The organism is Acidovorax soli, assembly GCF_900107605.1.
GTDB classification, from domain to species: domain Bacteria; phylum Pseudomonadota; class Gammaproteobacteria; order Burkholderiales; family Burkholderiaceae_C; genus Acidovorax; species Acidovorax soli.
The window spans coordinates 62,741-84,398 of record NZ_FNQJ01000015.1 but is presented as its reverse complement, the minus strand read 5'-3'; the positions used below and the strand labels follow the sequence as shown (position 1 = coordinate 84,398).

At 63.9% G+C, this 21,658-nt stretch carries 24 protein-coding genes; 16 read left to right on the top strand and 8 right to left on the bottom strand.

The window, feature by feature from the left end; genetic code table 11:
* The first annotated feature begins 175 nt into the window (after window positions 1–175).
* The 3 genes from BLW02_RS11505 (at window position 176) to BLW02_RS11495 (ending at window position 2,778) form a co-directional block, all read left to right on the top strand.
* On the top strand, window positions 176–859 hold the full coding sequence (locus BLW02_RS11505) for a heavy metal response regulator transcription factor (protein WP_092698694.1): 684 nt from the start codon (window positions 176–178) through the stop codon (window positions 857–859).
* Window positions 860–2,257 carry a heavy metal sensor histidine kinase gene (locus tag BLW02_RS11500; RefSeq protein ID WP_092698692.1) on the top strand — a complete coding sequence of 466 codons (1,398 nt, stop codon included), beginning with the start codon at window positions 860–862 and terminating at the stop codon, window positions 2,255–2,257.
* A gap of 176 nt (window positions 2,258–2,433) precedes the next feature.
* Window positions 2,434–2,778: a DUF4148 domain-containing protein gene (locus tag BLW02_RS11495; protein ID WP_092698690.1), complete on the top strand. Its 345-nt coding sequence runs from the start codon at window positions 2,434–2,436 to the stop codon at window positions 2,776–2,778.
* A 143-nt stretch (window positions 2,779–2,921) separates the two neighbouring features.
* On the opposite strand, the gene BLW02_RS11490 is transcribed toward BLW02_RS11495, so the two are convergent.
* The 7 genes from BLW02_RS11490 to BLW02_RS11460 all read right to left on the bottom strand — a co-directional run bounded on the left by BLW02_RS11490 (window position 2,922) and on the right by BLW02_RS11460 (window position 12,874).
* Window positions 2,922–6,110: a CusA/CzcA family heavy metal efflux RND transporter gene (locus tag BLW02_RS11490; protein WP_092698688.1), complete on the bottom strand. Its 3,189-nt coding sequence runs from the start codon at window positions 6,108–6,110 to the stop codon at window positions 2,922–2,924.
* Between the two features lie 16 nt (window positions 6,111–6,126).
* Window positions 6,127–7,719, bottom strand: coding sequence for an efflux RND transporter periplasmic adaptor subunit (locus BLW02_RS11485; protein ID WP_092698706.1), 1,593 nt, complete (start codon window positions 7,717–7,719; stop codon window positions 6,127–6,129).
* 2 nt (window positions 7,720–7,721) lie between these two features.
* Window positions 7,722–9,038, bottom strand: a complete 1,317-nt coding sequence (locus BLW02_RS11480) for a TolC family protein (RefSeq protein WP_092698686.1) — start codon at window positions 9,036–9,038, stop codon at window positions 7,722–7,724.
* Window positions 9,039–9,204: 166 nt separating this feature from the next.
* Window positions 9,205–9,558 (bottom strand): cation efflux protein, CzcI family, encoded by a 354-nt coding sequence (gene czcI / locus BLW02_RS11475; RefSeq protein WP_092698684.1) that lies wholly within the window; start codon window positions 9,556–9,558, stop codon window positions 9,205–9,207.
* A 59-nt stretch (window positions 9,559–9,617) separates the two neighbouring features.
* Window positions 9,618–10,310 carry a ZIP family metal transporter gene (locus tag BLW02_RS11470; protein ID WP_092698682.1) on the bottom strand — a complete coding sequence of 231 codons (693 nt, stop codon included), beginning with the start codon at window positions 10,308–10,310 and terminating at the stop codon, window positions 9,618–9,620.
* A 3-nt stretch (window positions 10,311–10,313) separates the two neighbouring features.
* On the bottom strand, window positions 10,314–10,616 hold the full coding sequence (locus BLW02_RS11465) for a double zinc ribbon domain-containing protein (RefSeq protein ID WP_092698680.1): 303 nt from the start codon (window positions 10,614–10,616) through the stop codon (window positions 10,314–10,316).
* Window positions 10,617–10,636: 20 nt separating this feature from the next.
* Entirely contained in the window at window positions 10,637–12,874 is a 2,238-nt protein-coding gene (locus BLW02_RS11460) for a heavy metal translocating P-type ATPase (RefSeq protein WP_092698678.1), read from the bottom strand.
* A 102-nt stretch (window positions 12,875–12,976) separates the two neighbouring features.
* On the opposite strand from BLW02_RS11460, the gene cadR reads away from it, so the two are divergent.
* The 8 genes from cadR (at window position 12,977) to arsH (ending at window position 19,153) form a co-directional block, all read left to right on the top strand.
* Window positions 12,977–13,432, top strand: a complete 456-nt coding sequence (gene cadR, locus BLW02_RS11455) for a Cd(II)/Pb(II)-responsive transcriptional regulator (RefSeq protein WP_092698704.1) — start codon at window positions 12,977–12,979, stop codon at window positions 13,430–13,432.
* Window positions 13,433–13,539: 107 nt separating this feature from the next.
* The gene (locus BLW02_RS11450) at window positions 13,540–15,456 is read left to right on the top strand and encodes a cytochrome c/FTR1 family iron permease (protein ID WP_229751426.1); all 1,917 of its coding nucleotides are present in this window, start codon (window positions 13,540–13,542) and stop codon (window positions 15,454–15,456) included.
* Between the two features lie 147 nt (window positions 15,457–15,603).
* A complete protein-coding gene (locus BLW02_RS11445; protein ID WP_092698674.1) occupies window positions 15,604–15,942 on the top strand; it encodes an ArsR/SmtB family transcription factor in 339 nt (112 codons plus the stop codon).
* Window positions 15,943–15,954: 12 nt separating this feature from the next.
* The gene (locus BLW02_RS11440) at window positions 15,955–16,395 is read left to right on the top strand and encodes an ArsI/CadI family heavy metal resistance metalloenzyme (RefSeq protein WP_092698672.1); all 441 of its coding nucleotides are present in this window, start codon (window positions 15,955–15,957) and stop codon (window positions 16,393–16,395) included.
* A 12-nt stretch (window positions 16,396–16,407) separates the two neighbouring features.
* The gene (locus tag BLW02_RS11435; RefSeq protein WP_092698670.1) at window positions 16,408–16,905 is read left to right on the top strand and encodes an arsenate reductase ArsC; all 498 of its coding nucleotides are present in this window, start codon (window positions 16,408–16,410) and stop codon (window positions 16,903–16,905) included.
* 10 nt (window positions 16,906–16,915) lie between these two features.
* Window positions 16,916–18,001, top strand: a complete 1,086-nt coding sequence (gene arsB / locus BLW02_RS11430; protein ID WP_092698667.1) for an ACR3 family arsenite efflux transporter — start codon at window positions 16,916–16,918, stop codon at window positions 17,999–18,001.
* Between the two features lie 14 nt (window positions 18,002–18,015).
* Window positions 18,016–18,438, top strand: coding sequence for an arsenate reductase (glutaredoxin) (gene arsC, locus BLW02_RS11425; RefSeq protein WP_092698665.1), 423 nt, complete (start codon window positions 18,016–18,018; stop codon window positions 18,436–18,438).
* A complete protein-coding gene (gene arsH / locus BLW02_RS11420; RefSeq protein ID WP_092698663.1) occupies window positions 18,431–19,153 on the top strand; it encodes an arsenical resistance protein ArsH in 723 nt (240 codons plus the stop codon). Before arsC ends, arsH begins: the two co-directional genes overlap by 8 nt.
* 72 nt (window positions 19,154–19,225) lie before the next feature.
* On the opposite strand, the gene merR is transcribed toward arsH, so the two are convergent.
* Window positions 19,226–19,621: an Hg(II)-responsive transcriptional regulator gene (merR, locus tag BLW02_RS11415; RefSeq protein ID WP_092698661.1), complete on the bottom strand. Its 396-nt coding sequence runs from the start codon at window positions 19,619–19,621 to the stop codon at window positions 19,226–19,228.
* 75 nt (window positions 19,622–19,696) lie between these two features.
* Here merR and BLW02_RS20505 point away from each other — a divergent pair, with 75 nt between their 5' ends.
* The 5 genes from BLW02_RS20505 (at window position 19,697) to BLW02_RS11390 (ending at window position 21,582) form a co-directional block, all read left to right on the top strand.
* A complete protein-coding gene (locus tag BLW02_RS20505) occupies window positions 19,697–20,044 on the top strand; it encodes a mercuric transporter MerT family protein (RefSeq protein WP_092698659.1) in 348 nt (115 codons plus the stop codon).
* 10 nt (window positions 20,045–20,054) lie between these two features.
* A complete protein-coding gene (gene merP, locus BLW02_RS20500) occupies window positions 20,055–20,333 on the top strand; it encodes a mercury resistance system periplasmic binding protein MerP (RefSeq protein ID WP_092698657.1) in 279 nt (92 codons plus the stop codon).
* Window positions 20,330–20,557: a GDCCVxC domain-containing (seleno)protein gene (locus tag BLW02_RS20210; RefSeq protein ID WP_092698655.1), complete on the top strand. Its 228-nt coding sequence runs from the start codon at window positions 20,330–20,332 to the stop codon at window positions 20,555–20,557. The genes merP and BLW02_RS20210 overlap by 4 nt, the downstream gene beginning before the upstream one ends.
* 99 nt (window positions 20,558–20,656) lie before the next feature.
* Window positions 20,657–21,112: a MerR family transcriptional regulator gene (locus tag BLW02_RS11395; protein WP_092698653.1), complete on the top strand. Its 456-nt coding sequence runs from the start codon at window positions 20,657–20,659 to the stop codon at window positions 21,110–21,112.
* Window positions 21,109–21,582: a hypothetical protein gene (locus tag BLW02_RS11390; protein WP_092698651.1), complete on the top strand. Its 474-nt coding sequence runs from the start codon at window positions 21,109–21,111 to the stop codon at window positions 21,580–21,582. Before BLW02_RS11395 ends, BLW02_RS11390 begins: the two co-directional genes overlap by 4 nt.
* The last annotated feature ends 76 nt before the right edge of the window (window positions 21,583–21,658 follow it).

Genomic DNA, 21,658 nt, shown 5'->3' with positions numbered 1-21,658 from the left:
CTGGCCGTATACCGCGAGTTGCTGATCAACAGCCCGCAGCACTCCACCCTCGTTCATTGAAACCCAGGGTGTTGCACTTCACTTTTGAATCCGCCACATTACATTTTTATTATCTTCATGTCATGAAGCTCCAAACTCGGCACACTCTTGCAAAAGCATGGAATGGAGAGCCCACGTGAAGATATTGATCGTAGAAGACGAACCCAAGACGGGCGAGTACCTGCGCCAGGGCTTGATCGAGGCTGGCTACATCTGCGACCTGGTGCCCAACGGTGCCGATGGCCTGCATTTGGCGCTACAGGGTGAATACGACTTGGTGATCCTGGATGTCATGCTGCCGGGCCTGAATGGCTGGCAAGTGCTGCAATCCCTGCGCGACCGGGGGCTGGAAATGCCCGTGCTGTTCCTGACCGCCCGTGACCAGGTGGAGGATCGCGTCAAAGGGCTGGAACTCGGGGCCGACGACTATCTCGTCAAGCCCTTCTCGTTCGCAGAGTTGCTGGCCCGTGTACGCATCATCTTGCGGCGCGGCCACGCCAACAGCGAAAGCACAGTATTGCGTGTCGCCGATCTGGATCTGGATTTGCTGCGCCGGCGCGTTTCCCGCAACGGCAAGCGCGTTGATCTGACCGCAAAGGAATTCGGACTGCTGGAACTGCTCATGCGCCGCCATGGCGAGGTGTTGCCGCGCTCGCTGATCGCGTCGCAGGTGTGGGACATGAACTTCGACAGCGACACAAATGTTATCGAAGTCGCAATGCGCCGCCTGCGAGTGAAGATTGACGAAGGTCATCCCATCAAGCTCATCCAGACCGTGCGAGGCATGGGCTATGTGCTGGATGTGCCGGAGGATCAATAGGTGTTGCGGCATGCTCATTGGCTCAAACTTCCGCTGACCCAGCGCCTGACCTTCTTTTTCACTGTGGTGGCCGCTGCGGTGGTGCTGGGGCTGGGTATTCTGTTTCTGGCCGAAACCAAGCGGCATTTCGTCGAGCTGGATCGGATGGCGTTGCAGGACAAGCAACATCTGATCGAGGAGATTCTTCGCAATGCCCGCTCGGCGGATGACACGCGCGCGCGCTTGAGCGAAGCCTTGAGCTACCACCACGATCTCTATGTTCAGGTGCAGGACGCTCAGCAAAAAGTCGTCTTTCAATCCTCCGATTCAGGGCCTGACAGCATTGGGCGCGGCACGGTCTTGAGCACTGATAAGAAAGCCACTTTTGGAATTTGGCAGCACCATGATGCCGAATTTCACACCTTGAGTTTCGAGGTCGCCCCTGCTTACTCGGATTCAGCTCTGCAGGTACTGATCGCAGCGGACACCAAGCACCACATCCAATTTCTGAATGGGCTGCGCCGCAATCTCGCAATTTATGTGGCTGCAGCCATCGCTGTGTGTGGCCTGCTGTCGTGGCTCGCTGCCCGCCAAGGTCTGGCCCCCTTGCGTGAAATGCGATCACGCGCAGCCGCAGTCACCAGTCAGAAATTGACCGAGCGCATGCCGGTCGAAGCCGTTCCGGTGGAAATGGCCGACTTGGCACGGGAACTCAATCGCATGCTGGATCGGTTGCAGGATGATTTCCAGCGCCTGACCGAGTTCTCATCGGATCTGGCGCACGAGTTGCGCACCCCCATCAGCAATCTGCTGACACAGACACAGGTGGCGTTGGCGACCAGGCGTGATGCCGCAACGTATCGAGACATCCTGGCCTCCAACGCCGAGGAGTTCCAGCGCCTGGCGCGCATGGTGTCGGACATGCTGTTTCTGGCCAAGACCGAGCGCGGCGTGGATCTGCCGCACAAGGAACGGTTTTCCGCGCGCCAGGAAGCCCAGGCATTGCTGGATTTCTACGAGGCCGTGGCGGAAGAGAAGCACATCCGCCTTCAGCTCGACGGTGATGGAACCATCGATGGCGACCGGCTGATGTTCCGCCGCGCGGTAAGCAACCTGTTGTCCAACGCCTTGCGCCATACGCCGGATGCAGGCGATGTCACGATCAGCATCTCAACCATTGAGAACGCCACCTCCGTGGCGGTGGAGAACACAGGCCAGGACATCGATCCCCGAATCCTGCCCCGCCTCTTTGATCGCTTCTACCGTGCCGACCCCTCGCGTGCTCATCCTGACGCCGAAGGCAGCGGCTTGGGACTGGCCATCACCCGCGCCATTGCGCAAGCGCATGGCGGCGTCGTCGTGGCAGCGTCTTCTGGTGGGCGAACACGCTTCACGTTGATGTTCCCCATCGAGGCATGAAACCGTGACCCTGCCCATGAACACCATAGCGATCAGCACCCGGGAAAGCTGACAGAAATCTCACCACGCAGTCCTGATTCTGTTGGGTAGAGATTTCTACGATGAACACATCTCCTCATCGCCTGAGCAAGGTGTGAGAGATGCAAGTTTCATCGACTTCTACAAGGAGCTTTACCATGACTCAATGTCGCCTCTCCCTTTCTTCCATGATCACTGCCGTGGCGGCAGCGGCCACCCTGAGTCTGCCAGGGATTGCATCGGCAGCATACGAACATCCCGCCAACAATGAAGCTGGGGTGATCATTCATCCGGAACACTTCAAGAGCGAAGAAACCCGAGCCCAAGTCCAGGCCGAGGCCGTGGCTGCCACTCAGCAAGGGCGCCTCTCTTACGGCGAAAGTAATTACCCGCCCCCCGTGCCCAGCACAGGCCCAGGCAAGACACGCGATGAAGTGATTAATGAACTGCGCAATGAGCCACCTGCCGAGCGCGCTGCTAGGCTTCGCGCCCTGACAGATTGATTGCCTGCATGGGCAATTGGATCGCTATCAACGTTGTGACTATCCAATGGATGCTCCACACTGACGCCCAATTTCCCACGAAGCAATTCTGCCGCGCACTGTCGCGGCGAATTGCTTCCTCAGCCGCTGTCCGATTGTTCCTATCAAGCGGAAGCACGCTCATGCGCCGGCTCGGCAGTAACATCCTCTTCCTGCTCTTCAGGGTGATGAGCTAAGCGATACAAGACCGGCAACACCAGCAGCGTCAGCATGGTGGAAGACAAGATGCCGCCGATCACCACGGTGGCCAATGGCCGCTGCACTTCCGCGCCGGTTCCCGTGGCGATCGCCATCGGGATGAAGCCCAGCGATGCCACCAGGGCCGTCATCAGCACCGGCCGCAAGCGCGTCAGGGCACCCTCACGGATGGCTTCGTCCAGCGGCGTTCCAGCCTCACGCAGGCTGCGGATGTAGGAAATCATCACCAGGCCATTGAGCACGGCCACGCCCGACAGCGCGATGAAGCCCACGGCGGCGGAGATGGACAGCGGAATGTCGCGCAGCCACAGCGCCAGGATGCCGCCGGTCAGTGCAAACGGAATGCCGGTGAAGACCAGCAAGCCGTCCTTGACATTGCCGAACATAGCGAACAGCAGCACGAAGACCAGCAGCAGCGACACTGGCACGACGATCTGCAAGCGCTGCGTGGCGGATTGCAGGTTCTCGAACGTGCCGCCCCAACTCGTCCAATAGCCAGTGGGAATCTTGACTTGCGCCAGCGCTGCCTCGGCGTCGGCCACGAAGGAACCCACGTCACGGCCGCGCACGTTGGCGCTGACCACGATGCGGCGCTTGCCGTTTTCCCGGCTGATCTGGTTGGGGCCGGGCGCCAGCTCGAAGCTCGCCACCTCGGCCAGTTGGATGAAGTTGGTTCGGCCCTCGCCGCCGCCCGCGCCACCCGTTGCGCGCGGCAGAGGAATCGGCAGGCGCTTCATGCTTTCCAAGTCATTACGCAAGGACTCGGGCAAGCGCACCAGAATGTCGAAGCGGCGGTCGCCCTCGAACAGCGTGCCGGCCTCGCGCCCACCGATGGCGGTGGCCACGGCGTCCTGGATGTCGGCCACGTTCAGCCCATAGCGCGCGGCTTTCTGGCGGTCGATGTTCACGGTCAGCATCGGCAAGCCGGTGGTCTGCTCCACCTTGACTTCGGAAGCGCCGGGAATCTTCTGCAGCATGGACGAGACCTCCTCGGCCGTCTTGTTCAAGACATCCATGTCGTCGCCAAAAATCTTCACCGCCACATCGCTGCGCACCCCCGAGATGAGTTCGTTGAAGCGCAACTGGATCGGCTGCGAGAACTCATAGTTGTTCCCCGGCACCTTGCCCACGGTCTCCTGAATAGCCGCCAGCAATTCGTCGCGCGACTTGCGCGGCTCGGGCCACTCGGACACGGGCTTGAGCATGATGTAGCCGTCGGAAATGTTCGGCGGCATGGGGTCGGAGGCGATTTCCGCCGTGCCGGTGCGCGCGAAAACGCGGTCGATCTCGGGGAACTGGGCCTTCAGCGTGGTCTCCAGTTGCTGCTGCATTGCCACCGATTGCGTCAGACTGGTACCTGGAATGCGCAACGCCTGGATGGCGAAGTCGCCTTCGTTCAGACTGGGCACGAACTCGCTGCCCATGCGGGTGGCGATCAAACCGCACAGCACCACCGCCACGGCGACGGCCGCCAGCACCACGGCCTTGGCCGCCATCACGCGATCCAGCAAGGGGCCGTACCAGCGCTTGGCCTGCATCATCAGGAAGTTTTCCGTCTCGCTGACCCGATTGCCAATGAACAGGGCGACCGCCGCCGGAATGAAGGTCACCGACAGGATCATGGCCCCCACCAGCGCGGCCACCACCGTGAACGCCATCGGGTGGAACATCTTCCCTTCCACACCCGTCAGGGCAAAGATGGGCAGGTAGACCACCATGATGATGAGCTGCCCGAACAGCAGCGCGCGGCGCGATTCCTTGGACGCCAGGAACACCTCGTGAAAGCGCTCCGCCCGCGTCAAGGGCCTGCCCTGGTGCGCCTGCGCATGGGCCAGTCGGCGCACGCAGTTCTCGACGATCACCACCGCCCCGTCGATGATGATGCCGAAATCCAGCGCCCCCAGGCTCATCAGGTTGGCGCTCACCTTGTAATGCACCATGCCGGTGAAGGTGAACAGCATCGACAGGGGAATCACCGTCGCCGTGATGATGGCGGCACGGATGTTGCCCAGGAACAGAAACAGGATCACGATCACCAGGATCGCGCCTTCCAGCAGGTTCTTCTTCACCGTGGCGATGGCCTTGTCCACCAGCACGGTGCGGTCGTACACCGTCACCGCATGCACGCCCTCGGGCAGGCTGCGGTTGATCTCCACCATCTTCTTGTCCACGGCCTGCGACACCGTGCGGCTGTTCTGGCCGATGAGCATGAACACCGTGCCCAGCACCACTTCGCGGCCGTTGTCCGTGGCGGCGCCGGTGCGCAGTTCGCGCCCCATCCCAACGTCGGCCACGTCGCGCACCCGGATCGGCACACCGCCCGCGCTGCTGAGGATGACATTGCCAATGTCCTCCAGCGTCTTGACCTGCCCGGGCGCCCGGATCAGATACTGCTCGCCGCGCTTTTCGATGTAGCCCGCGCCCACGTTGCCGTTGTTGCGGTCCAGCGCCGTCACGATGTCTTGCAGGGTGACGCCCAACGAAGCCAGACGCGCGGGGATAGGCGCAATCTGGTATTCCTTGGCATAGCCGCCGATCGAGTTGATTTCCGTCACACCCGGAACGTTGCGCAACTGCGGCTTGATGATCCAGTCCTGAATCTCGCGCAGATCGGTGGCCGTGTAGGGCGTGCCGTTGGGCTTCTTCGCACCGTCCTTGGCCTCGACCGTCCACAGGTAAATCTCGCCCAGGCCGGTGGAGATCGGCCCCAGCGCGGGCGTGATGCCGGCAGGCAGCTTGTCGCGTGCTTCCTGGATGCGCTCATTGACCAACTGGCGCGCGAAGTAGATGTCGGTGCCGTCCTTGAAGATGACGGTCACTTGCGACAGGCCATAGCGCGACAGGGAGCGGGTCTGCTCCAAGTTGGGCAGGCCCGCCATCACGGTTTCAATCGGGTATGTCACCCGTTGCTCGGCTTCCAGCGGCGAATAGCCCGGTGCCTGGGTATTGATTTGAACCTGGACGTTGGTGATGTCCGGCACGGCGTCGATGGGCAGCTTCTGATAGCTGAATACGCCGACGGCGGCCATGCCGATGGCGGCCAGCAGCACCAGCCATCGGTGCTCGATGGCCGCGCGAATGAGTTTTTCAAACATGGGCGTGGCTCCGGCATCAATGGGTGTGTTCGGCAGAGGCTTTGCCGAGTTCGGACTTCACGACGAAACTGCCCGCCGCCGCATACGCGGCCCCGGCTTGGAGCCCTTGCAGCACCTCGACGCGCTTGCCATCGCTGCGACCCAACTGCACGGGCTGGGCCACGAAGCCGTCATTCACCTTGACGAAGACGACAGGCTTGTCGCCCACGCTCTGTATCGCATCGCTGGCCACGGTGACGGGCACGTTGGCCTCGGATGCGGTCACTTCCACATTGACGAACAGGCCGGGACGCCACGCGCCCTGCGGATTGGCCAAGACCACGCGGGCCTTGGCCGTGCGGGTCTGCTCGCCGATCAACGCGCCCACGAAAGTGATGGTGCCTTGCGCGCTGGCATCGAAGGCCGTGGCCTTGATGCTGACTTTTTCGCCCACTCGGACGAGCGGCAAATCCTTGGCGGGCACGTTGATTTCCGCCCAGACCTGGCCCAGGTCGGACACCGTGAACACGGCAGCGTCTTCCTTGACGGCTTCGCCCAGGCTGAGGTGCTTTTCAATCACCACGCCATCGAAGGGTGCGCGCAACTCCAGGCGGTTCAGCCCGCCCGAAGACCCTGGGGCCAGGCCCACGGCAGACAGCTTCTGCTGCGCGTTGGCCACGGCGACCTGCGCCTCGTTCAATGCCTGCCCGGCTTGCAGGTAATCCTGCTCGGCGGAAATCTTCTGTTCCCACAGCCGCTTCTCGCGCTCGAAGGTGGTCTTAGCCAAAGCCAGCCGCTTTTGCGCCGTCTGCAATTCGCTGCGCTGCTCGGAGGCGGTCGGGCTGGTTATGACCGCCAGCACCTGTCCCTTCTTGACCGTTTGTCCCAAGCTGGCCTGCACGCTCTCGACCACGCCCGCCATGCGCGGGACGACATGCGAGGTGCGGTCTTCGTTCAGGCGGATCTCGCCCGGCAATTGCAGGGCAGACTTGATGCTTGCGGCCCCTGCGGTGTCGATGCCGATGGATGCCGCCTTGATTTGCGCATCGCTGAGTTCGACTTTCCCCTCTTCCTGGCTGAAGCTGAACGTGAAAGGCGCGTTGGCCGTCTGCGCCACGATGCTGACCTCGAACGCATGAGGTTCCGGTACGGTCTCGCGACTCAACAGACTGTCCTTGTCGGGCGCGAAGTTGAGTACCTGCTTCTCGCCAGTCAGGCGCGTGACGGTGGCGCTGACCTTGGCGGCGCTGCTGGTCAGCGCCTTGTTCTTGTCGTACAGCCAGATGCGCAGACGCGGCTCGCCTCCGTCCTCGGCGAGCAATGCCTCCAATCCGAAATCCCCTTCATTGAACAGCTTTCCGCCATGCGGCCCCTTGCCCGGCCCTTCATGGTGCTCGCCATCCGCATGGCCCTTGTCGTCCTCGTGCTGCGCATCGCTTGTCTTGCCATGATGCTCACCATCGCCGTGGGCCTTGGCTTCAACGTGGCTGCCGTGGCCCTCGCCTTCAGCGGTCTTGCCCGTCTTGCCGCCGAGAATGGCGCCGCCCAGTCCAATGCCCACTGCGGCGATCACGGCGATGGCGATCCACTGTTTCTTGCCGACGTTCAGTTTGTTCGTGTCGAGTTTCATGTTCATTCCTTGTTCACGGGCGGGGTGGTCGTGGGTTCGGATGCGCCTATCACGCGATCCATGTCCGCCGCCGCGCGATGCGCTTCGGCCAGTGCCTTGAGGTATTGGGATTGGGCGGCGAAGTAGGTGCGCTGCGCGTCCAGCACTTCCAGGAAGTTGAACTTGCCGTAGCCAAATCCCACGGTGGCCGCGTCATAGGCGCTCTTGGCTCCCGGCAGCACCTCGCGCTGCAACACGTCGATCTCGCCGCGCACTGAGGCCAGCCGCTCGCGGGCTTGAAGCACGTCCGTGCTCAGGCGCACGTTCAGCGCCTGGAGTTCGTCCCGCGCCTTGTCTTCACGCTTCAACGCTTCCAGCAAGTTGCCCTGATTGCGGTCGAACAAAGGCAGCGGCACGGAAACGCCGAGCATCAACTGATTGCGCGCAAGCTCGTTCGGGCGCTTCACGCCCAGGCTGACCGTGACATCGGGCGTTTGCTTGCTCCGCTCCACGTCAGCCAATGACCTGCGGCGTTCGACTTCCAACTGCGCCCGGCGCAATGCCGACGAGGCCGACAGGCGCTGCTGGATGTCATCCAGCGAAGGGACGACCGGGAGATCATCCACACTGCCCGACACCTGGGTGAACTGAGGCGGGCTGGCCCCCAGCAAGCTGGCCAGCCGTGCGCGAGCGCTGCGCTGTTCGCTTTGGGCCTGCGCCAGTTCAACCCGCACACCGGCCTCGGCCACACGTGCCTTGGTTTCCTCGACCGGAGAAACCTTGCCCGCCGTCACGCGCTTGGCAACGGCGTCCGTCGCTTTCCTGGCCAAGTCAACGCTGTCCTGGGCCAGGGCCGTGCGATCCTGGGCGGCCAGCGCCTCGAAGAAGGCGGCGACCACGGCGGCGCGAATTTCGACGCGACGTGCGTTCAATTCTTCGACCGCAACGTCACGCCCTCGTTCTGCTGCCGCGATGCGGGCGGCGCGCTTGCTTCCCAATTCGATGGGCAGGTTGATCTGCGCGCTTTGGGTGCGGGTTTGCGTGCGCTGGTCTTCAAGCGCATACGCCAGTTCGGGGTTGCGGCGCGCTTGCGCCTGAAGCACCTGGCCTTGCACGGCCTCGACTTCCCGCTGAGCGACGGTCAGGTCAAGATTGGCTTCCAAAGCCAGCGCGATGGCTTTTTGCAGGCTCAGTGGAGCCGTTGCTTCAGTCTGCGCCCCGCTTTGGGCATTGCCCAGTAGCGCTGGCAGCGGCTGGGCGAAAGCCAGCCCTGCCGTGAACGCAAGGAGCAAGCCTGCCGCCGTTGCCCTTGCGTTGTGATTGTGAATACCCTTCAACATCCGATTCTCCAGTGACTTGAAATACACGAGGGAATCGGCGGGGGGCGATCCAGATGATCGCCAGCAACGTCGTCACATCAGCCGCATGAAGCCGACCGCACACCGTGACGCGCCATGCGCGACGGTAGAGGTGATGACGAAGGGAAAGGAACGCGCTCCCCGCCGATCAGGCGAGGGCACGCCACTGAGGGCGCTCTAAACGTTCGGGTGGAGGCGCTGCAAGGCGCTCCGGGTGGTACGCCGTATCCAGAGACGGGCTGATCGGCGACGCCACCTTGACGTCCCCAGACAAGACCGAGAAGCACCCGGCATGACAGGACGCGCAATCAGGATCGCCGCCCAGGGTCTTGGTCGGATCAGGGCTGGCGTCCTTGCCGTCGGCGGCCTTGTGCTGATGTGCATGGTGGCCAAAGTGCTTGGCCGCGGCCCCGGTTTCATGCTGGCAATAGCTGGCCGCCGCCGCCCAACTGAATTGGAGCGGCATGAGTACCAACAGAACGATGGCCAGCCATTTGCGCATAAGGTCAATAGTGTAGCAGCTACAGACTTGAGTTCATCATTCTGGAGACACCTGCGCCACTAGCCGATGACTTCCTCAAGCAGAAGCAGGGCCAGAAAGCCGACAAAGAACATCGCCGTCACCCAAGGGCGATCTGGCGTCTCATGCGCTTCAACCAACAGTTCTTCGGTCACGAGGTAGAGCAGCGCAATCAGACCAAAGGCGAAGAAGCCGGTCACGACGGGACTGGGTAACAACGCCACCGGCGCTCCGAGCAAAGCCCCGATTGGCAGCAAAAGCACGAGTGCAGCCGTGATCCAAACGACCTTGGCACGGGAGCGAACGCTCTCGCCGAGTTCCGTGGCCACCGTCAAGCCAAGGAACAGCACCTCGATAGTCAGGGCGATGGTCAGCAGCAGGCCGACCTTCGGGCCAGCCGCAAACCCGATGCCGAGCACCAAGCCGTCAATCAGGATGTCGATGCCGATCACTGTCAAGAGACCGGCTGGCCCTTTCGCCAACGCCTCCAAATGCTTCACCAGCAGCATGGTGGCGACGCCGATTCCGCCGCCGATCAACGTTGCCCAAGGCGAGCCCCGGTGCATGATGTCGGGCAGGATTTCGCCGGCCGCCGCCGCGAACACGACGCCAGCGGCGAAGTGTTGAATCGCGCTGACCAGCGTTGGCCCTGGGCGCGCGCTCACCGCGACTGCGGCGCCGATGATGGCGGCCGCTGCCGGGATCAAGGTGTACATCCAGGCCGAGATCGCCATGACTCAGATCACCGCGTTGCCACACTGAGCACAGAATTTCGCGCCGGTCGGAATGACACTGCTGCACTTCGCACATGAAGCTGGCACCAGCGATGTCCCGCACTGGCTGCAAAAGCGAGCGCCTTGCGGATTGATCGCTTTGCATTGCGGGCATGTGATGCCGCTGGCCGAAGGCGCTGGATTGCGTCCCCAGTCGTGACCGCTGGGGCTCCCGTGGCCGTGGCTATTGCTATGCCCGTGGGAACTGCCATGCCCCCCGCCGTGGCCGCCGCCATGCCCACCAAAAATTCGATCCAGGATTCCCATTTTCAACTCCAGGTTCGGTTTTACTGACCCGTCCGCTGCCTGAGCAGCCTCAGACCGTTGAAGACCACCAGCAAGCTCGCCCCCATGTCGGCGAACACAGCCATCCACATGGAGGCATCATCGAAGATGGCCAGCAGCAAGAACACCAGCTTGATGCCCAGCGCGAGCGCAATGTTCTGCCACAGCACAGCGTGGGTGCGCCTGGACAGCCGGATCGTTTCGGGCAGGCGGCGCAGGTCGTCATTCATGACCACCACGTCGGCGGCTTCCATCGCCGTGTGGGTGCCCGCGCCGCCCATGGCGAAGCCGATGTCGGCCTTCGCCAGCGCGGGGGCATCGTTGATGCCGTCGCCGGTCATCGCCGTGACGCCCAGGCGCTGCTGAAGCTCGCCGATGGCGCGCAGCTTGTCTTCGGGCAGCAGGTTGCCGCGCACCTCGGCGATGCCCGCCTGGGTGCCGACGGTTTGCGCCGTCGCCAGGTTGTCCCCCGTCAGCATCACCGGCGTCACGCCCAGCGCCTTCAGGTCGGCCACGGCTTGCGCGGATGAAGGTTTAATGGTGTCGGCCACTGCGCAGATGGCCATGACCCGTTCGCTGCTGGCCAGCAGCGTGACGGTGCGGCCCGCTTGTTCATGCACTGCGAGTCGGGCTTCGAGTTCAGCCGAGCATTGCCCGCGCTCTTCGATCCAGCGGTGATTGGCCAGCACATAGGTATGGCCGTCGATCACCCCCTGCACGCCGCGCCCGGCAACGGCCTGAAACTCGTCCACCTCTTGCGCGGCGGATGACACGCCGTCCGCGATGGCCTTGGACACCGGGTGATCCGACCGCGCCGCGAGGCTCTTGGCCAGCCCCTCCAGGGCCTGCTGGCCGAGTGCTGCATCCACGGGCTCGAAGGCCACCAGCTTGGGCTTGCCTTCGGTGATGGTGCCGGTCTTGTCCAGCGCCACGGCCTTGATCTTGCGCGCCTCTTCCAGATACACACCGCCTTTGATCAAGATGCCCCGACGCGCCCCGGCGGCCAAACCGCTGACGACAGTGACGGGCGTGGAAATCACCAAGGCGCAGGGGCAAGCGATGACCAGCAGCACCAGGGCCTTGTAGATGGCCTGCATCCAGGTCAAGCCCATGAGCCACGGCATCAGCAGCGCCACGGCCACCGCCAGAATGAACACCGCGGGCGTGTAGATGGCCGCAAATCGGTCCACGAAGCGTTGGGTGGGCGCACGAGAAGATTGGGCCTGCTCAACCGCGTGGATGATGCGCGCCAGCGTGCTGTCGGAAGCCGGGGCCGTGACGCGAATTTCCAGCGCTCCTGACTGATTGATGGTGCCGGCGAAGACTTCATCGCCGGGCGCCTTGTCCACCGGCAGGCTTTCGCCCGTCACGGGAGACTGGTCGATGGCGCTCTGGCCCAAGGTCACGATGCCGTCCAGCGGAACACGCTCGCCGGGGCGAATGCGAACGACCGCATCCACCGCGACCGTTTTGACACCGATGCGCTCCCAGTTGCCATCCGATTGACGCACCTCGGCTTGCTCTGGCGCGAGCGCCAGCAGGCTCTTGATGGCGCCACGCGCCCGATCCACGGCGCGCGCCTCGATGGCTTCAGCGATGGCATACAAGGCCATCACCATCGCGGCCTCGGGCCACTGGCCGATCAGAAATGCACCCGTCACGGCTACAGTCATCAAGGCGTTGATGTTCAGGCGGCCCTGCCGCAACGCGGCAAGCCCTTTGCCGTAGACCGAGAAGCCTGACAGCGCGATGGCCGCTGCGGCCAGCGCCATCCCGAGCACCTTGACCGGCCCGCTGTCTGGAAGAGCGAATGCCAAGCCTTCGGCCACCATCGCCAGTCCCAAGGCACCCAGCGACTTGCCCCACGTCGTCCAGAAGCCCGGCGGCGGGGCAGCCGCGGCGGCGGTAGCCGACGGACCTGCGCCGCTGAGGGGCTCCGGCTTAAAGCCCGCCTTGCGGATAGCGTCCAGCGCCTGCTGCAAGGCAGGATCATCGGCAGCAATGGCCAGTTCTCGCGCCCCCAGATTGAATTGCAGGCTGCGAATTCCCGCCTTGCCCTCCAGCGCTCGGCGGATTTCCGACTCCTCCGAGGCGCAGTCCATGTTTGCGATGCGGAAGCGCCGTGACTCGATCACCGGCGCTTCAGACACCACCGGCTGACTCACGACGGGCGGCGTCGAACAGCCACTCCCGCAGCCGCAGGCGCTGTCCGTTTGTTGGCGTTGGTGGGCAGGGCTCATGAATTTCTCCTTGTTGGCTGAATTGGAAACCCTGTATCCACTACAGTGTCAAGCACCTACAATGAGAAGTACGAAAAACCAGCGAGCGCTGAACGCAAGGACATGAAAATCGGCGAACTGGCCAAGGCCACGCACACCCAGGTGGAGACGATCCGTTACTACGAGCGCGAAGGATTGCTGCCAGAAACGGCTCGCACAGAAGGCAACTACCGCGTATACGACAGCACGCACGTTGACCGACTGTCGTTTATTCGGCACTGCCGAGGGTTGGACATGACGTTGGACGAAATCCGGGTGCTGCTGCGCTTCAAGGACTCCCCTCAGGAGAACTGCGCGCAGGTGAACGACCTGCTCGATGAGCACATCGGCCACGTAGCCGCCCGCATCAAAGATTTGAGGGCGCTGGAGCGACAGCTCAAGAGTTTGCGAGAGAACTGCCGTGAATCCCAGCAGGCCAGCCAATGCGGCATCCTGACTGAGTTGTCCACGGCATCGAGTCGTGCTCACCAATCAACGGGTCGAAGCGGCCATGTTCATGGAGCGCACAGCGTCAAGTGACTACCCCCCAGTTGATATTGACTTGGGTGGCAACGTGATGCGTGAATAAAATAAGAATCAATATCATTAAAAGATTAAGAATGCTCTCACTTTGCGCCAGGCGATTCATGGCACTGGCCGCGCTGCTTGCGCTGTGGTCCGCTTCTCCCGCCTGGGCGGCCAACCCTGCCGCCAGCGACCAGGCCAAGCAGACCTGGCAGTTGCTGGACTACCTCGCGGTCGACTACGGCGGCGCGGTCAGCGATGGCCAAATTCAAAAGGCCAGCGAGTACGAAGAAATGAAGGAGTTTGCTGCGACGGCGGCGCAGCAACTCACGGCACTGCCGAGCACACCCGCGCTCCCGGACCTGCAGCGGCAAGCCCAAGCGCTCGGCGATCTCATCGCCGCGAAAGCCGACGCCAAGGCCGTGGCCGGCAGTGCCCATGCGCTGGCCGCGGCACTGGTGAAGGCCTATCCGTTCCCGCTCTCGCCGGCCAAGCCGCCGGATCTTGCGCGCGCCAAAGTGCTGTTCGAGGCCAACTGCGCGGCCTGCCACGGGGCCACCGGCCGAGGCGACGGCCCACTCGGCGCCAAACTCGACCCGCCGCCGATCGCATTCACCGATCGTGACCGTGCCCGCTCGCGCAGCGTGCTCGCGCTGTACCAGGTCGTTTCTCAAGGCGTGGCTGGCACCTCGATGCCCAGTTTCGCCACGCTCTCCGACGAGGACCGGTGGGCATTGGCATTTTTCGCCGGGACGCTGTCGCACGACAATGCCATGCGTGCGCGCGGTGAGCAGGCCTGGGGCAAAGACGCTGCCGCCAAGGCCGTTTTTCCCGATCTCGCAGCCGCAGCCACGCTGACGGAGGCGGCCTTGTCCGAACGGATGACGCCAGACGCGGCACGCGACCTGACTGCCTACGTCCGCAGCCACCCAGAGGTGACTGTCGCAGCCAACGGCACGGGTGGACTGGGCCTGGCCCGCACGCGCCTGCAGGAGAGCCTTGCGGCAGCCCGCGCGGGCGACCAGGCCAACGCGACGCGCTTGGGCTTGTCCGCCTATCTGGATGGCTTCGAGCCGCTCGAAGCCACTTTGCGCGCACGCAACCAGGCGCTGCTCACCGAAGTGGAAAACGCCATGCTGGCCTATCGCGGCGCGCTCGCCGGCAGCAAGCTGGAACAGGCCGACGCCACGGCACAGAAGCTGGACTACCTCTTCGCCCAGGTCGATACCGAACTGGGGGCGGACAAGGCCGACCCGCTGACCACCTTCATTGCGTCGATCACAATCTTGCTGCGCGAGGGCGTGGAGGCGCTGCTGATCGTCGTCGGCATGGTGGCCTTCCTGAAGAAGGCCGAACGGCGCGATGTCCTGGCCTACGTCCACGGCGGCTGGATCGTCGCGCTGGCCTGCGGCGGCCTGACCTGGGCCGCCGCAACCTATTTCGTGAGCATCAGCGGTGCCAGCCGGGAGGTGACCGAAGGGTTGTCGTCACTCTTTGCCGCCATCGTTCTGCTGAGTGTCGGCCTCTGGATGCACCAGAAGAGCACGGCCGGCAAATGGCAGGCCTATCTGAAGGACAAGCTCTCCGCAGCGATGACGCGGCGCTCGGCGTGGGCGCTGTTCGCGCTGTCTTTCATCGCGGTCTATCGGGAAGTCTTCGAGACCGTGCTCTTTTACTCGGCACTGGCCGGTGACGGCAACAACGGCGCCTTGCTCGGTGGACTGCTGGGCGGGATGGCCGTCCTTGCCATCCTCGCGTGGTTCATGCTGCGCACCAGCGCCCGCATGCCGATTGGCAAGTTCTTCAGCCTCAGCTCGATCCTGGTAGCGGTGCTCGCCGTCGTGCTCGCCGGCAAGGGAGTTGCGGGTCTTCAGGAGGCTGGCTGGCTGAGTGCCAGCCCGATCCACTGGCCGCGCATCGAAGTGCTTGGCATCTACCCGTCCGCGGAGACCACCATCGCACAAGCCGTGGTGCTCGTCATCGCCCTGGCGGGCTTTGCGCTGAACTCGGCAAAAGCCCGGCGTCCCCGGCCCGCGTGAGATTCATCGCTCTCCCTGCCGGCCGTCACGGAAAGCAGGGAGAACTGGGTGCGCAGCCCGCGAACCCGATGGCGGCATGTCGGGACACCCCGTATGGATTGGGTGCTCCTTTATCCATTGATTCAACAAATGTTGTATTATCGAAATATGAACGAGACCCAAGCCGTTTCCGCCCTCGGTGCCCTGGCCCATACCCAGCGTCTGCGCGTGTTCCGTGCCCTGGTCGTCGCCGGTCCCGAGGGGCTGACGCCCAGTGTGTTGGCCGAACAGCTCGACGTGGCCCGCAACTCTTTGTCCTTCCACCTGAAGGAGCTGGCCCACGCCGGCCTCGTCACCATCGAGCAGCAGGGCCGCAACCTGATCTATCGCGCCGACTTCACCCAGATGAACGGCCTCATCGGCTACCTGACCGAGCACTGCTGCCAGGGCGGCGTGTGTGAGGTCACCGAATCCACCGACTCATCCCGCGCCTGCACTTCCTGCTGAAAGGATCACCCCATGAAGCGCTTTCACGTCCACTTGCACGTCGATGACCTGAACCGCAGCATCGGCTTCTATACCCAGTTGTTCGCAGCGCAGCCCGCGCGCGTCGAAGGCGACTACGCCAAATGGATGCTCGAAGACCCGCCGGTCAATTTCGCCATCTCCACGCGTGGCAACAAGCCGGGCATCGATCACCTGGGCATCCAGACCGACGATGCCGAGGAATTGGCAGCGCTCAAGGCCCGCGCCGAGGCGGCCGACATGGCGCTGCTGGACGAAGGCACCACGACTTGCTGCTACGCGCGCAGCGAGAAGCACTGGATCACCGACCCGCAAGGCGTGGCCTGGGAGCATTTCCACACGCTGGGCAGCATCCCGGTCTTCAACGAAGCGGCGCCTGCAACGGGCACCGCCGCCTGCTGCGCGACTGCGCCGCGCTCCAAATCCTGCTGCTGATACGAGGCATCCATGACCACAGACAAAACCTACAACGCCCTGTTCATCTGCACAGGCAATTCGGCCCGCTCCATCTTGGCCGAAGGCATCCTCAACCAACTGGGCCAGGGACATTTCCGCGCCTACTCGGCGGGCAGCCACCCCAAGGGCGAAGTCCACCCACTGGCGCTCGCCACGTTGGAGCGCCTGCACATGCCGGCGACTGGCTACCGCAGCAAGAATTGGGACGAGTTCGCGGCACCCGGTGCGCCGGAGCTGGATTTCATCTTCACGGTCTGCGACAACGCCGCCGGCGAGGTCTGCCCGGTGTGGCCGGGGCGGCCGATGTCGGCGCACTGGGGCGTACCCGACCCTGCGGCCGTCGAAGGCACCGACGAGCAGAAGCGCAAGGCATTCACGGATGCGGCGCTGACCTTGCGCCGGCGCATTGAGCTGTTCCTGTCGCTGCCACTGCAGCGCCTGGATGCCATGTCGCTGCAGCACGAGCTGCGCGGCATCGGCACGAAGTGAGGCGGGCGCGATGAATGCAACCTCTGAAGCACTGCGGCCCGAACCTGCGCCGCAGCCCATGAGCCTGTTCGAGCGCTACCTGAGCGTCTGGGTGCTGCTGTGCATCGTCGTCGGTATTGCACTCGGCCAGTTCGCGCCGGGCGTGTTCCAGTCCATCGGCCGCATGGAGATCGCCCAGGTCAACCTGCCCGTGGGCCTGCTGATCTGGATCATGATCATCCCGATGCTGCTGAAGGTGGACTTTGGCGCCCTGGGCCAAGTCAAGCAGCATTGGCGCGGCATCGGCGTGACGCTGTTCGTGAACTGGGCCGTCAAGCCCTTCTCGATGGCGCTGCTGGCCTGGGTCTTCATCCGCCAGGTTTTCGCGCCCTGGCTGCCCGCCGGCCAGCTCGACAGCTATGTCGCCGGCCTGATCCTGCTGGCCGCCGCACCCTGCACGGCGATGGTGTTCGTCTGGAGCCGGCTGACCGGCGGCGACCCAGTGTTCACGCTGTCGCAGGTGGCGCTGAACGACACCATCATGGTGTTCGCCTTTGCGCCCATCGTCGGCCTGCTGTTGGGGCTTTCGTCGATCACCGTGCCGTGGGCGACCTTGCTGGTGTCGGTGCTGCTCTACATCGTCATCCCGGTCATCCTGGCCCAGCTTGGGCGCCGCGCGCTGCTACGCCGCGGCCCGGCCGCCTTTGATGCCGCCCTGGCACGCCTCGGCCCGCTGTCCATCGCCGCGCTGCTGCTCACGCTGGTGCTGCTGTTCGCCTTTCAGGGCGAGGCCATCCTGCGCCAGCCGCTGGTCATCGCCATGCTGGCGGTGCCGATCCTGATCCAGGTGTTCTTCAATTCCGGCCTGGCTTACTGGCTCAACCGCAAGGCGGGCGAGCAGCACAGCATCGCCTGTCCGTCGGCGCTGATTGGTGCTTCCAACTTCTTCGAACTGGCCGTGGCGGCCGCCATCAGCCTGTTCGGCTTCCAGTCCGGCGCCGCGCTGGCCACCGTGGTCGGCGTGCTGATCGAGGTGCCGGTGATGCTGCTGGTCGTGCGGATCGTCAACCAAAGCAAGGGCTGGTACGAGTGCGGCCCGAACCCTGCCCAGAAATAGGCAAAGCATTTCCCATGAGCAATATCACGATCTACCACAACCCCGCCTGCGGCACGTCGCGCAATGTGCTGGCCCTGATCCGCAACAGCGGCGAAGAGCCCACGGTCATCGAGTACCTGAAGACGCCGCCCGACCGCGAGACGCTGGCGGCACTGATCGCCGCGATGGGCGTGCCAGTGCGCGCCGTGCTGCGCGAAAAGGGCACGCCCTATGCGGAACTGGGCCTGGGTGACCCCCAATGGAGCGACGAGCAGCTGATCGGCTTCATGCTCCAGCACCCCATCCTCATCAACCGGCCCATCGTGGCGACGCCGCTGGGCACGCGCCTGTGCCGGCCTTCGGAGACGGTGCTGGACATCCTGCCGCAGCCGCAGCGCGGCGCGTTCAGCAAGGAGGACGGCGAAGCGGTCGTGGACGCGGAAGGTCGCCGTGTCTGAAATCAGAATCGACCTGCCCAATATCGACACCGCGCTGTTCCAACAGCCCGATACCCAGCGACTGCTGACACCCGAGCGCGCAACGCACGCGCCGCGCTTCCTGCTGCTCTACGGCTCGCTGCGCGAGCGTTCGTTCAGCCGCCTGGCCGCCGAGGAAGCGGCACGCATCCTGCGCGCGCTTGGCGGCGAAACCCGTATGTTCAATCCCTCGGGCCTGCCGCTGGTGGACGACGCACCGGCCGACCACCCCAAGGTCAGGGAACTGCACGAATTGGCGCAGTGGGCCGAAGGCATGGTGTGGAGTTCGCCCGAGCGCCACGGCGCGATGACCGGGTTGATGAAGACGCAGATCGACTGGATTCCGCTGTCCGTCGGCGCGGTGCGCCCGACCCAGGGCAAGACGCTGGCGGTGATGCAGGTCTCGGGAGGCTCCCAGTCCTTCAACGCCGTCAACCAGATGCGCGTGCTGGGCCGCTGGATGCGGATGCTGACCATCCCCAACCAGTCCTCGGTTGCCAAGGCGTACCAGGAGTTCGACGAGGCCGGGCGCATGAAGCCCTCGGCCTACTACGACCGCATCGTGGACGTGATGGAGGAGTTGATGAAGTTCACGCTGCTTACCCGCGACGTGGCACCGTACCTGGTGGACAGATACAGCGAACGTAAGGAAAGCGCCGAGGCATTGAGCCGGCGCGTCAGTCAAGCGGCGATCTGAGATCAGTTCAGGACTTGTCGCATGGCGCAGGCGCGCCAGTGACTCTCCGGCCTAACCGAATCTTCGCGGGCGTCAGTCTGCTCCCAGCGCGTGGATGATGGGGCAGTTGCCTTTCATCGCGCCCGCATCGCACTGACACAGAAGTGCCGTGAGCGCCTTGCGCATCGCCGCCAGGTCGGCCAGCTTGGTTTCGATCGCCTCCAGCTTGTGCGAGGCCAATTCGCGCGTTTCGGCGCAAGCATGGGCCTCGTCGAGTTCGAGCAGGCCGCCAATCTCTTCCAGCGTGAAGCCCAGCGCCTGCGCCCGCTTGATGAAGCGCACGCGCTTGACCGTGGTGGCCCCGTAGCGGCGATACCCGTGGGCTGGCCTGTCCGGCTCCGGCATCAGCCCGCGCCGCTGGTAGTAGCGGATGGTCTCGACGTTGACGCCGGCCTCGTCGGCCAGTCCCCCTATCGTCAGTTCGCCCATGGCTCAACCCCCCTTGACTCCGTAGCATAGTACGGAGTTTAGAGTGGCAAGTGTCGAAGACGTTCACACTCGCCCATGCCCACCTTCAACTTCAAGAACTCGCTCGTCGCCGGGGCGCTGGCTGCCATCGGCGCCTCGGTGTGCTGTGTGATGCCGCTGGTGCTGTTGATGATGGGCATCGGTGGCGCCTGGATCGCCAGCCTCACCGCGCTGGAGCCGCTGCGGCCCTGGTTCATTGCGGCGACAGTTTTGTTCTTGGGCCTGGCGTTCCGCCGTCTGTACTTTCAACAGCCGGCCTGCGAGCCCGGCGCCGCCTGCGCCCAATCGAGCGTTCTCCAGCGCCAGCGGCTGATCTTCTGGATCGTTGCGCTGGTGCTTCTCGCCTTGTTGTCGGTGCCCTGGCTGGCACCCTTGTTTCTCTGAAGGAGCCCTCATGCGTAAATCAATCGCATCGCTGCTCGTCGCGCTGTTGCCGTTCGCAGCCCTGGCCGCAACGCCGCAGACGGCCACGCTCAACGTGCAGAACATGACCTGCGAGCTGTGCCCGGTCACGGTGAAGAAATCCCTGGAAAAAGTGCCTGGCGTCAGCCAGGTCAGGATCGACTTCGCCAAGAAGACGGCGACCGTCACCTTCGACGCAGACCAGGCCCCAGTCTCGACGCTCGTGAAGGCGACCACCGACGCGGGCTACCCTTCGACGCTGCGCAAATGACAACCGGCACGCCCACACTGGAGTCGGTGCTGACCTGCCCGCACTGCGGCCATGCCAGGCCCGAGACCATGCCGACCGATGCCTGCCAGTTCTTCTACGAGTGCGAACAGTGCAGGGCGTTGCTGCGGCCGAAGGCGGGAGACTGCTGCGTGTTCTGCTCCTACGGATCGGTCAAGTGCCCGCCTGTGCAAATGCAGCGAGGATGCTCCAGTTGCAGTGCGTGATGGAAGCAGGCCAACTGCACCGGCAGTTCCGTTTGCCGCTGCTATTTGCACCCTGGCGGCGGGTGCGCTAAACTCCGTACCCGAATACCGAGTTCCCCCATGCCCACCCACGCCTTCACCATTGCCAAACTCGCCGACGCGGCAGGCGTCGGTGTGGAGGCGGTGCGCTACTACCAGCGCGGTGGGTTGCTGGCGGCGCCGAAGCGCGTGGACGGAGGCTTCCGGCAGTATTCGGACGACGATGTCCTTCGTCTGCGCTTCATCAAGCGTGCCCAGACATTGGGGTATTCGCTGGAGGACATCGCCGAGTTGATGTCCTTGAGCGCCACACGCGACCGTCTGCGCGTCCGGGAGATCACGCGCAAGCGCGTCGCAGAGATCCGGGAGCGCGTGGCCGACCTGCAGTCGATGGCCTCGGCGCTGGAAAATCTGGCCGATTGCTGCGCCCAAGCGCCAGAGGGCGCGGCGTGCACGATCATCGCTGCGCTGGCAGGAAGCCAGGACTCTGATCCCCGCATGGCCGATGCGAGCCTCGCTGGCGAGGTGGCCGCATGACGATGACGCGCGCATTCAGGCAATTCGTCTGCCGGCTGATGCTCAGCGTGCTGGTCTTTGGCCAGATGGCCATCGCTGCCTACGCCTGCCCCGCACTGTCGGGCGCGTCGCAGTCTCACCCGACGATGGCCATGAATGTGTCGGTCGCAACGATGCCCGGTGATGAGGCTATTGCTTCGATGGCTGTGTCGCCGGACACATCCGCGACATCAGACATGGCAGCCATGACGGGCTGCGACCAGATCGACGACAGCGCTGCGAACCTGTGCGTAGAGCACTGCCGTTTCGGCCAGCAAAGTGCCGACCATGCGTCGGCCCCGACCGTCCCGGCGGCGTTGCTGACCACCCTCTATACCCTCCCGGTGCTACCCGAGCCTCTCGGGCATGGCTGGCCTTCGGCCGACTCGAAGTTCCAGCGCGTCGCGGCCTCTCCACCGCACGCCATCCTGCACTGCTGTTTTCGCATTTGATCTCCTGACGCTGGTGCAGCCGGCCTGAGCCGGCTTGCCCCAGACCTGTCTGGTCGCGCTTGCGCGTGCCCGCGAG

Coding starts and splice junctions, on each gene's coding strand:
- BLW02_RS11495 (WP_092698690.1), top strand. CDS start 2,434: ATGACTCAATGTCGCCTCTCCCTTTCTTCCATGATCACTGCCGTGGCG.
- BLW02_RS11490 (WP_092698688.1), bottom strand. CDS start 6,110: ATGTTTGAAAAACTCATTCGCGCGGCCATCGAGCACCGATGGCTGGTG.
- BLW02_RS11485 (WP_092698706.1), bottom strand. CDS start 7,719: ATGAAACTCGACACGAACAAACTGAACGTCGGCAAGAAACAGTGGATC.
- BLW02_RS11480 (WP_092698686.1), bottom strand. CDS start 9,038: ATGTTGAAGGGTATTCACAATCACAACGCAAGGGCAACGGCGGCAGGC.
- czcI (WP_092698684.1), bottom strand. CDS start 9,558: ATGCGCAAATGGCTGGCCATCGTTCTGTTGGTACTCATGCCGCTCCAA.
- BLW02_RS11470 (WP_092698682.1), bottom strand. CDS start 10,310: ATGGCGATCTCGGCCTGGATGTACACCTTGATCCCGGCAGCGGCCGCC.
- BLW02_RS11465 (WP_092698680.1), bottom strand. CDS start 10,616: ATGGGAATCCTGGATCGAATTTTTGGTGGGCATGGCGGCGGCCACGGC.
- BLW02_RS11460 (WP_092698678.1), bottom strand. CDS start 12,874: ATGAGCCCTGCCCACCAACGCCAACAAACGGACAGCGCCTGCGGCTGC.
- cadR (WP_092698704.1), top strand. CDS start 12,977: ATGAAAATCGGCGAACTGGCCAAGGCCACGCACACCCAGGTGGAGACG.
- BLW02_RS11450 (WP_229751426.1), top strand. CDS start 13,540: ATGGCACTGGCCGCGCTGCTTGCGCTGTGGTCCGCTTCTCCCGCCTGG.
- BLW02_RS11445 (WP_092698674.1), top strand. CDS start 15,604: ATGAACGAGACCCAAGCCGTTTCCGCCCTCGGTGCCCTGGCCCATACC.
- BLW02_RS11440 (WP_092698672.1), top strand. CDS start 15,955: ATGAAGCGCTTTCACGTCCACTTGCACGTCGATGACCTGAACCGCAGC.
- BLW02_RS11435 (WP_092698670.1), top strand. CDS start 16,408: ATGACCACAGACAAAACCTACAACGCCCTGTTCATCTGCACAGGCAAT.
- arsB (WP_092698667.1), top strand. CDS start 16,916: ATGAATGCAACCTCTGAAGCACTGCGGCCCGAACCTGCGCCGCAGCCC.
- arsC (WP_092698665.1), top strand. CDS start 18,016: ATGAGCAATATCACGATCTACCACAACCCCGCCTGCGGCACGTCGCGC.
- merR (WP_092698661.1), bottom strand. CDS start 19,621: ATGGGCGAACTGACGATAGGGGGACTGGCCGACGAGGCCGGCGTCAAC.
- BLW02_RS20505 (WP_092698659.1), top strand. CDS start 19,697: ATGCCCACCTTCAACTTCAAGAACTCGCTCGTCGCCGGGGCGCTGGCT.
- merP (WP_092698657.1), top strand. CDS start 20,055: ATGCGTAAATCAATCGCATCGCTGCTCGTCGCGCTGTTGCCGTTCGCA.
- BLW02_RS20210 (WP_092698655.1), top strand. CDS start 20,330: ATGACAACCGGCACGCCCACACTGGAGTCGGTGCTGACCTGCCCGCAC.
- BLW02_RS11395 (WP_092698653.1), top strand. CDS start 20,657: ATGCCCACCCACGCCTTCACCATTGCCAAACTCGCCGACGCGGCAGGC.
- BLW02_RS11390 (WP_092698651.1), top strand. CDS start 21,109: ATGACGATGACGCGCGCATTCAGGCAATTCGTCTGCCGGCTGATGCTC.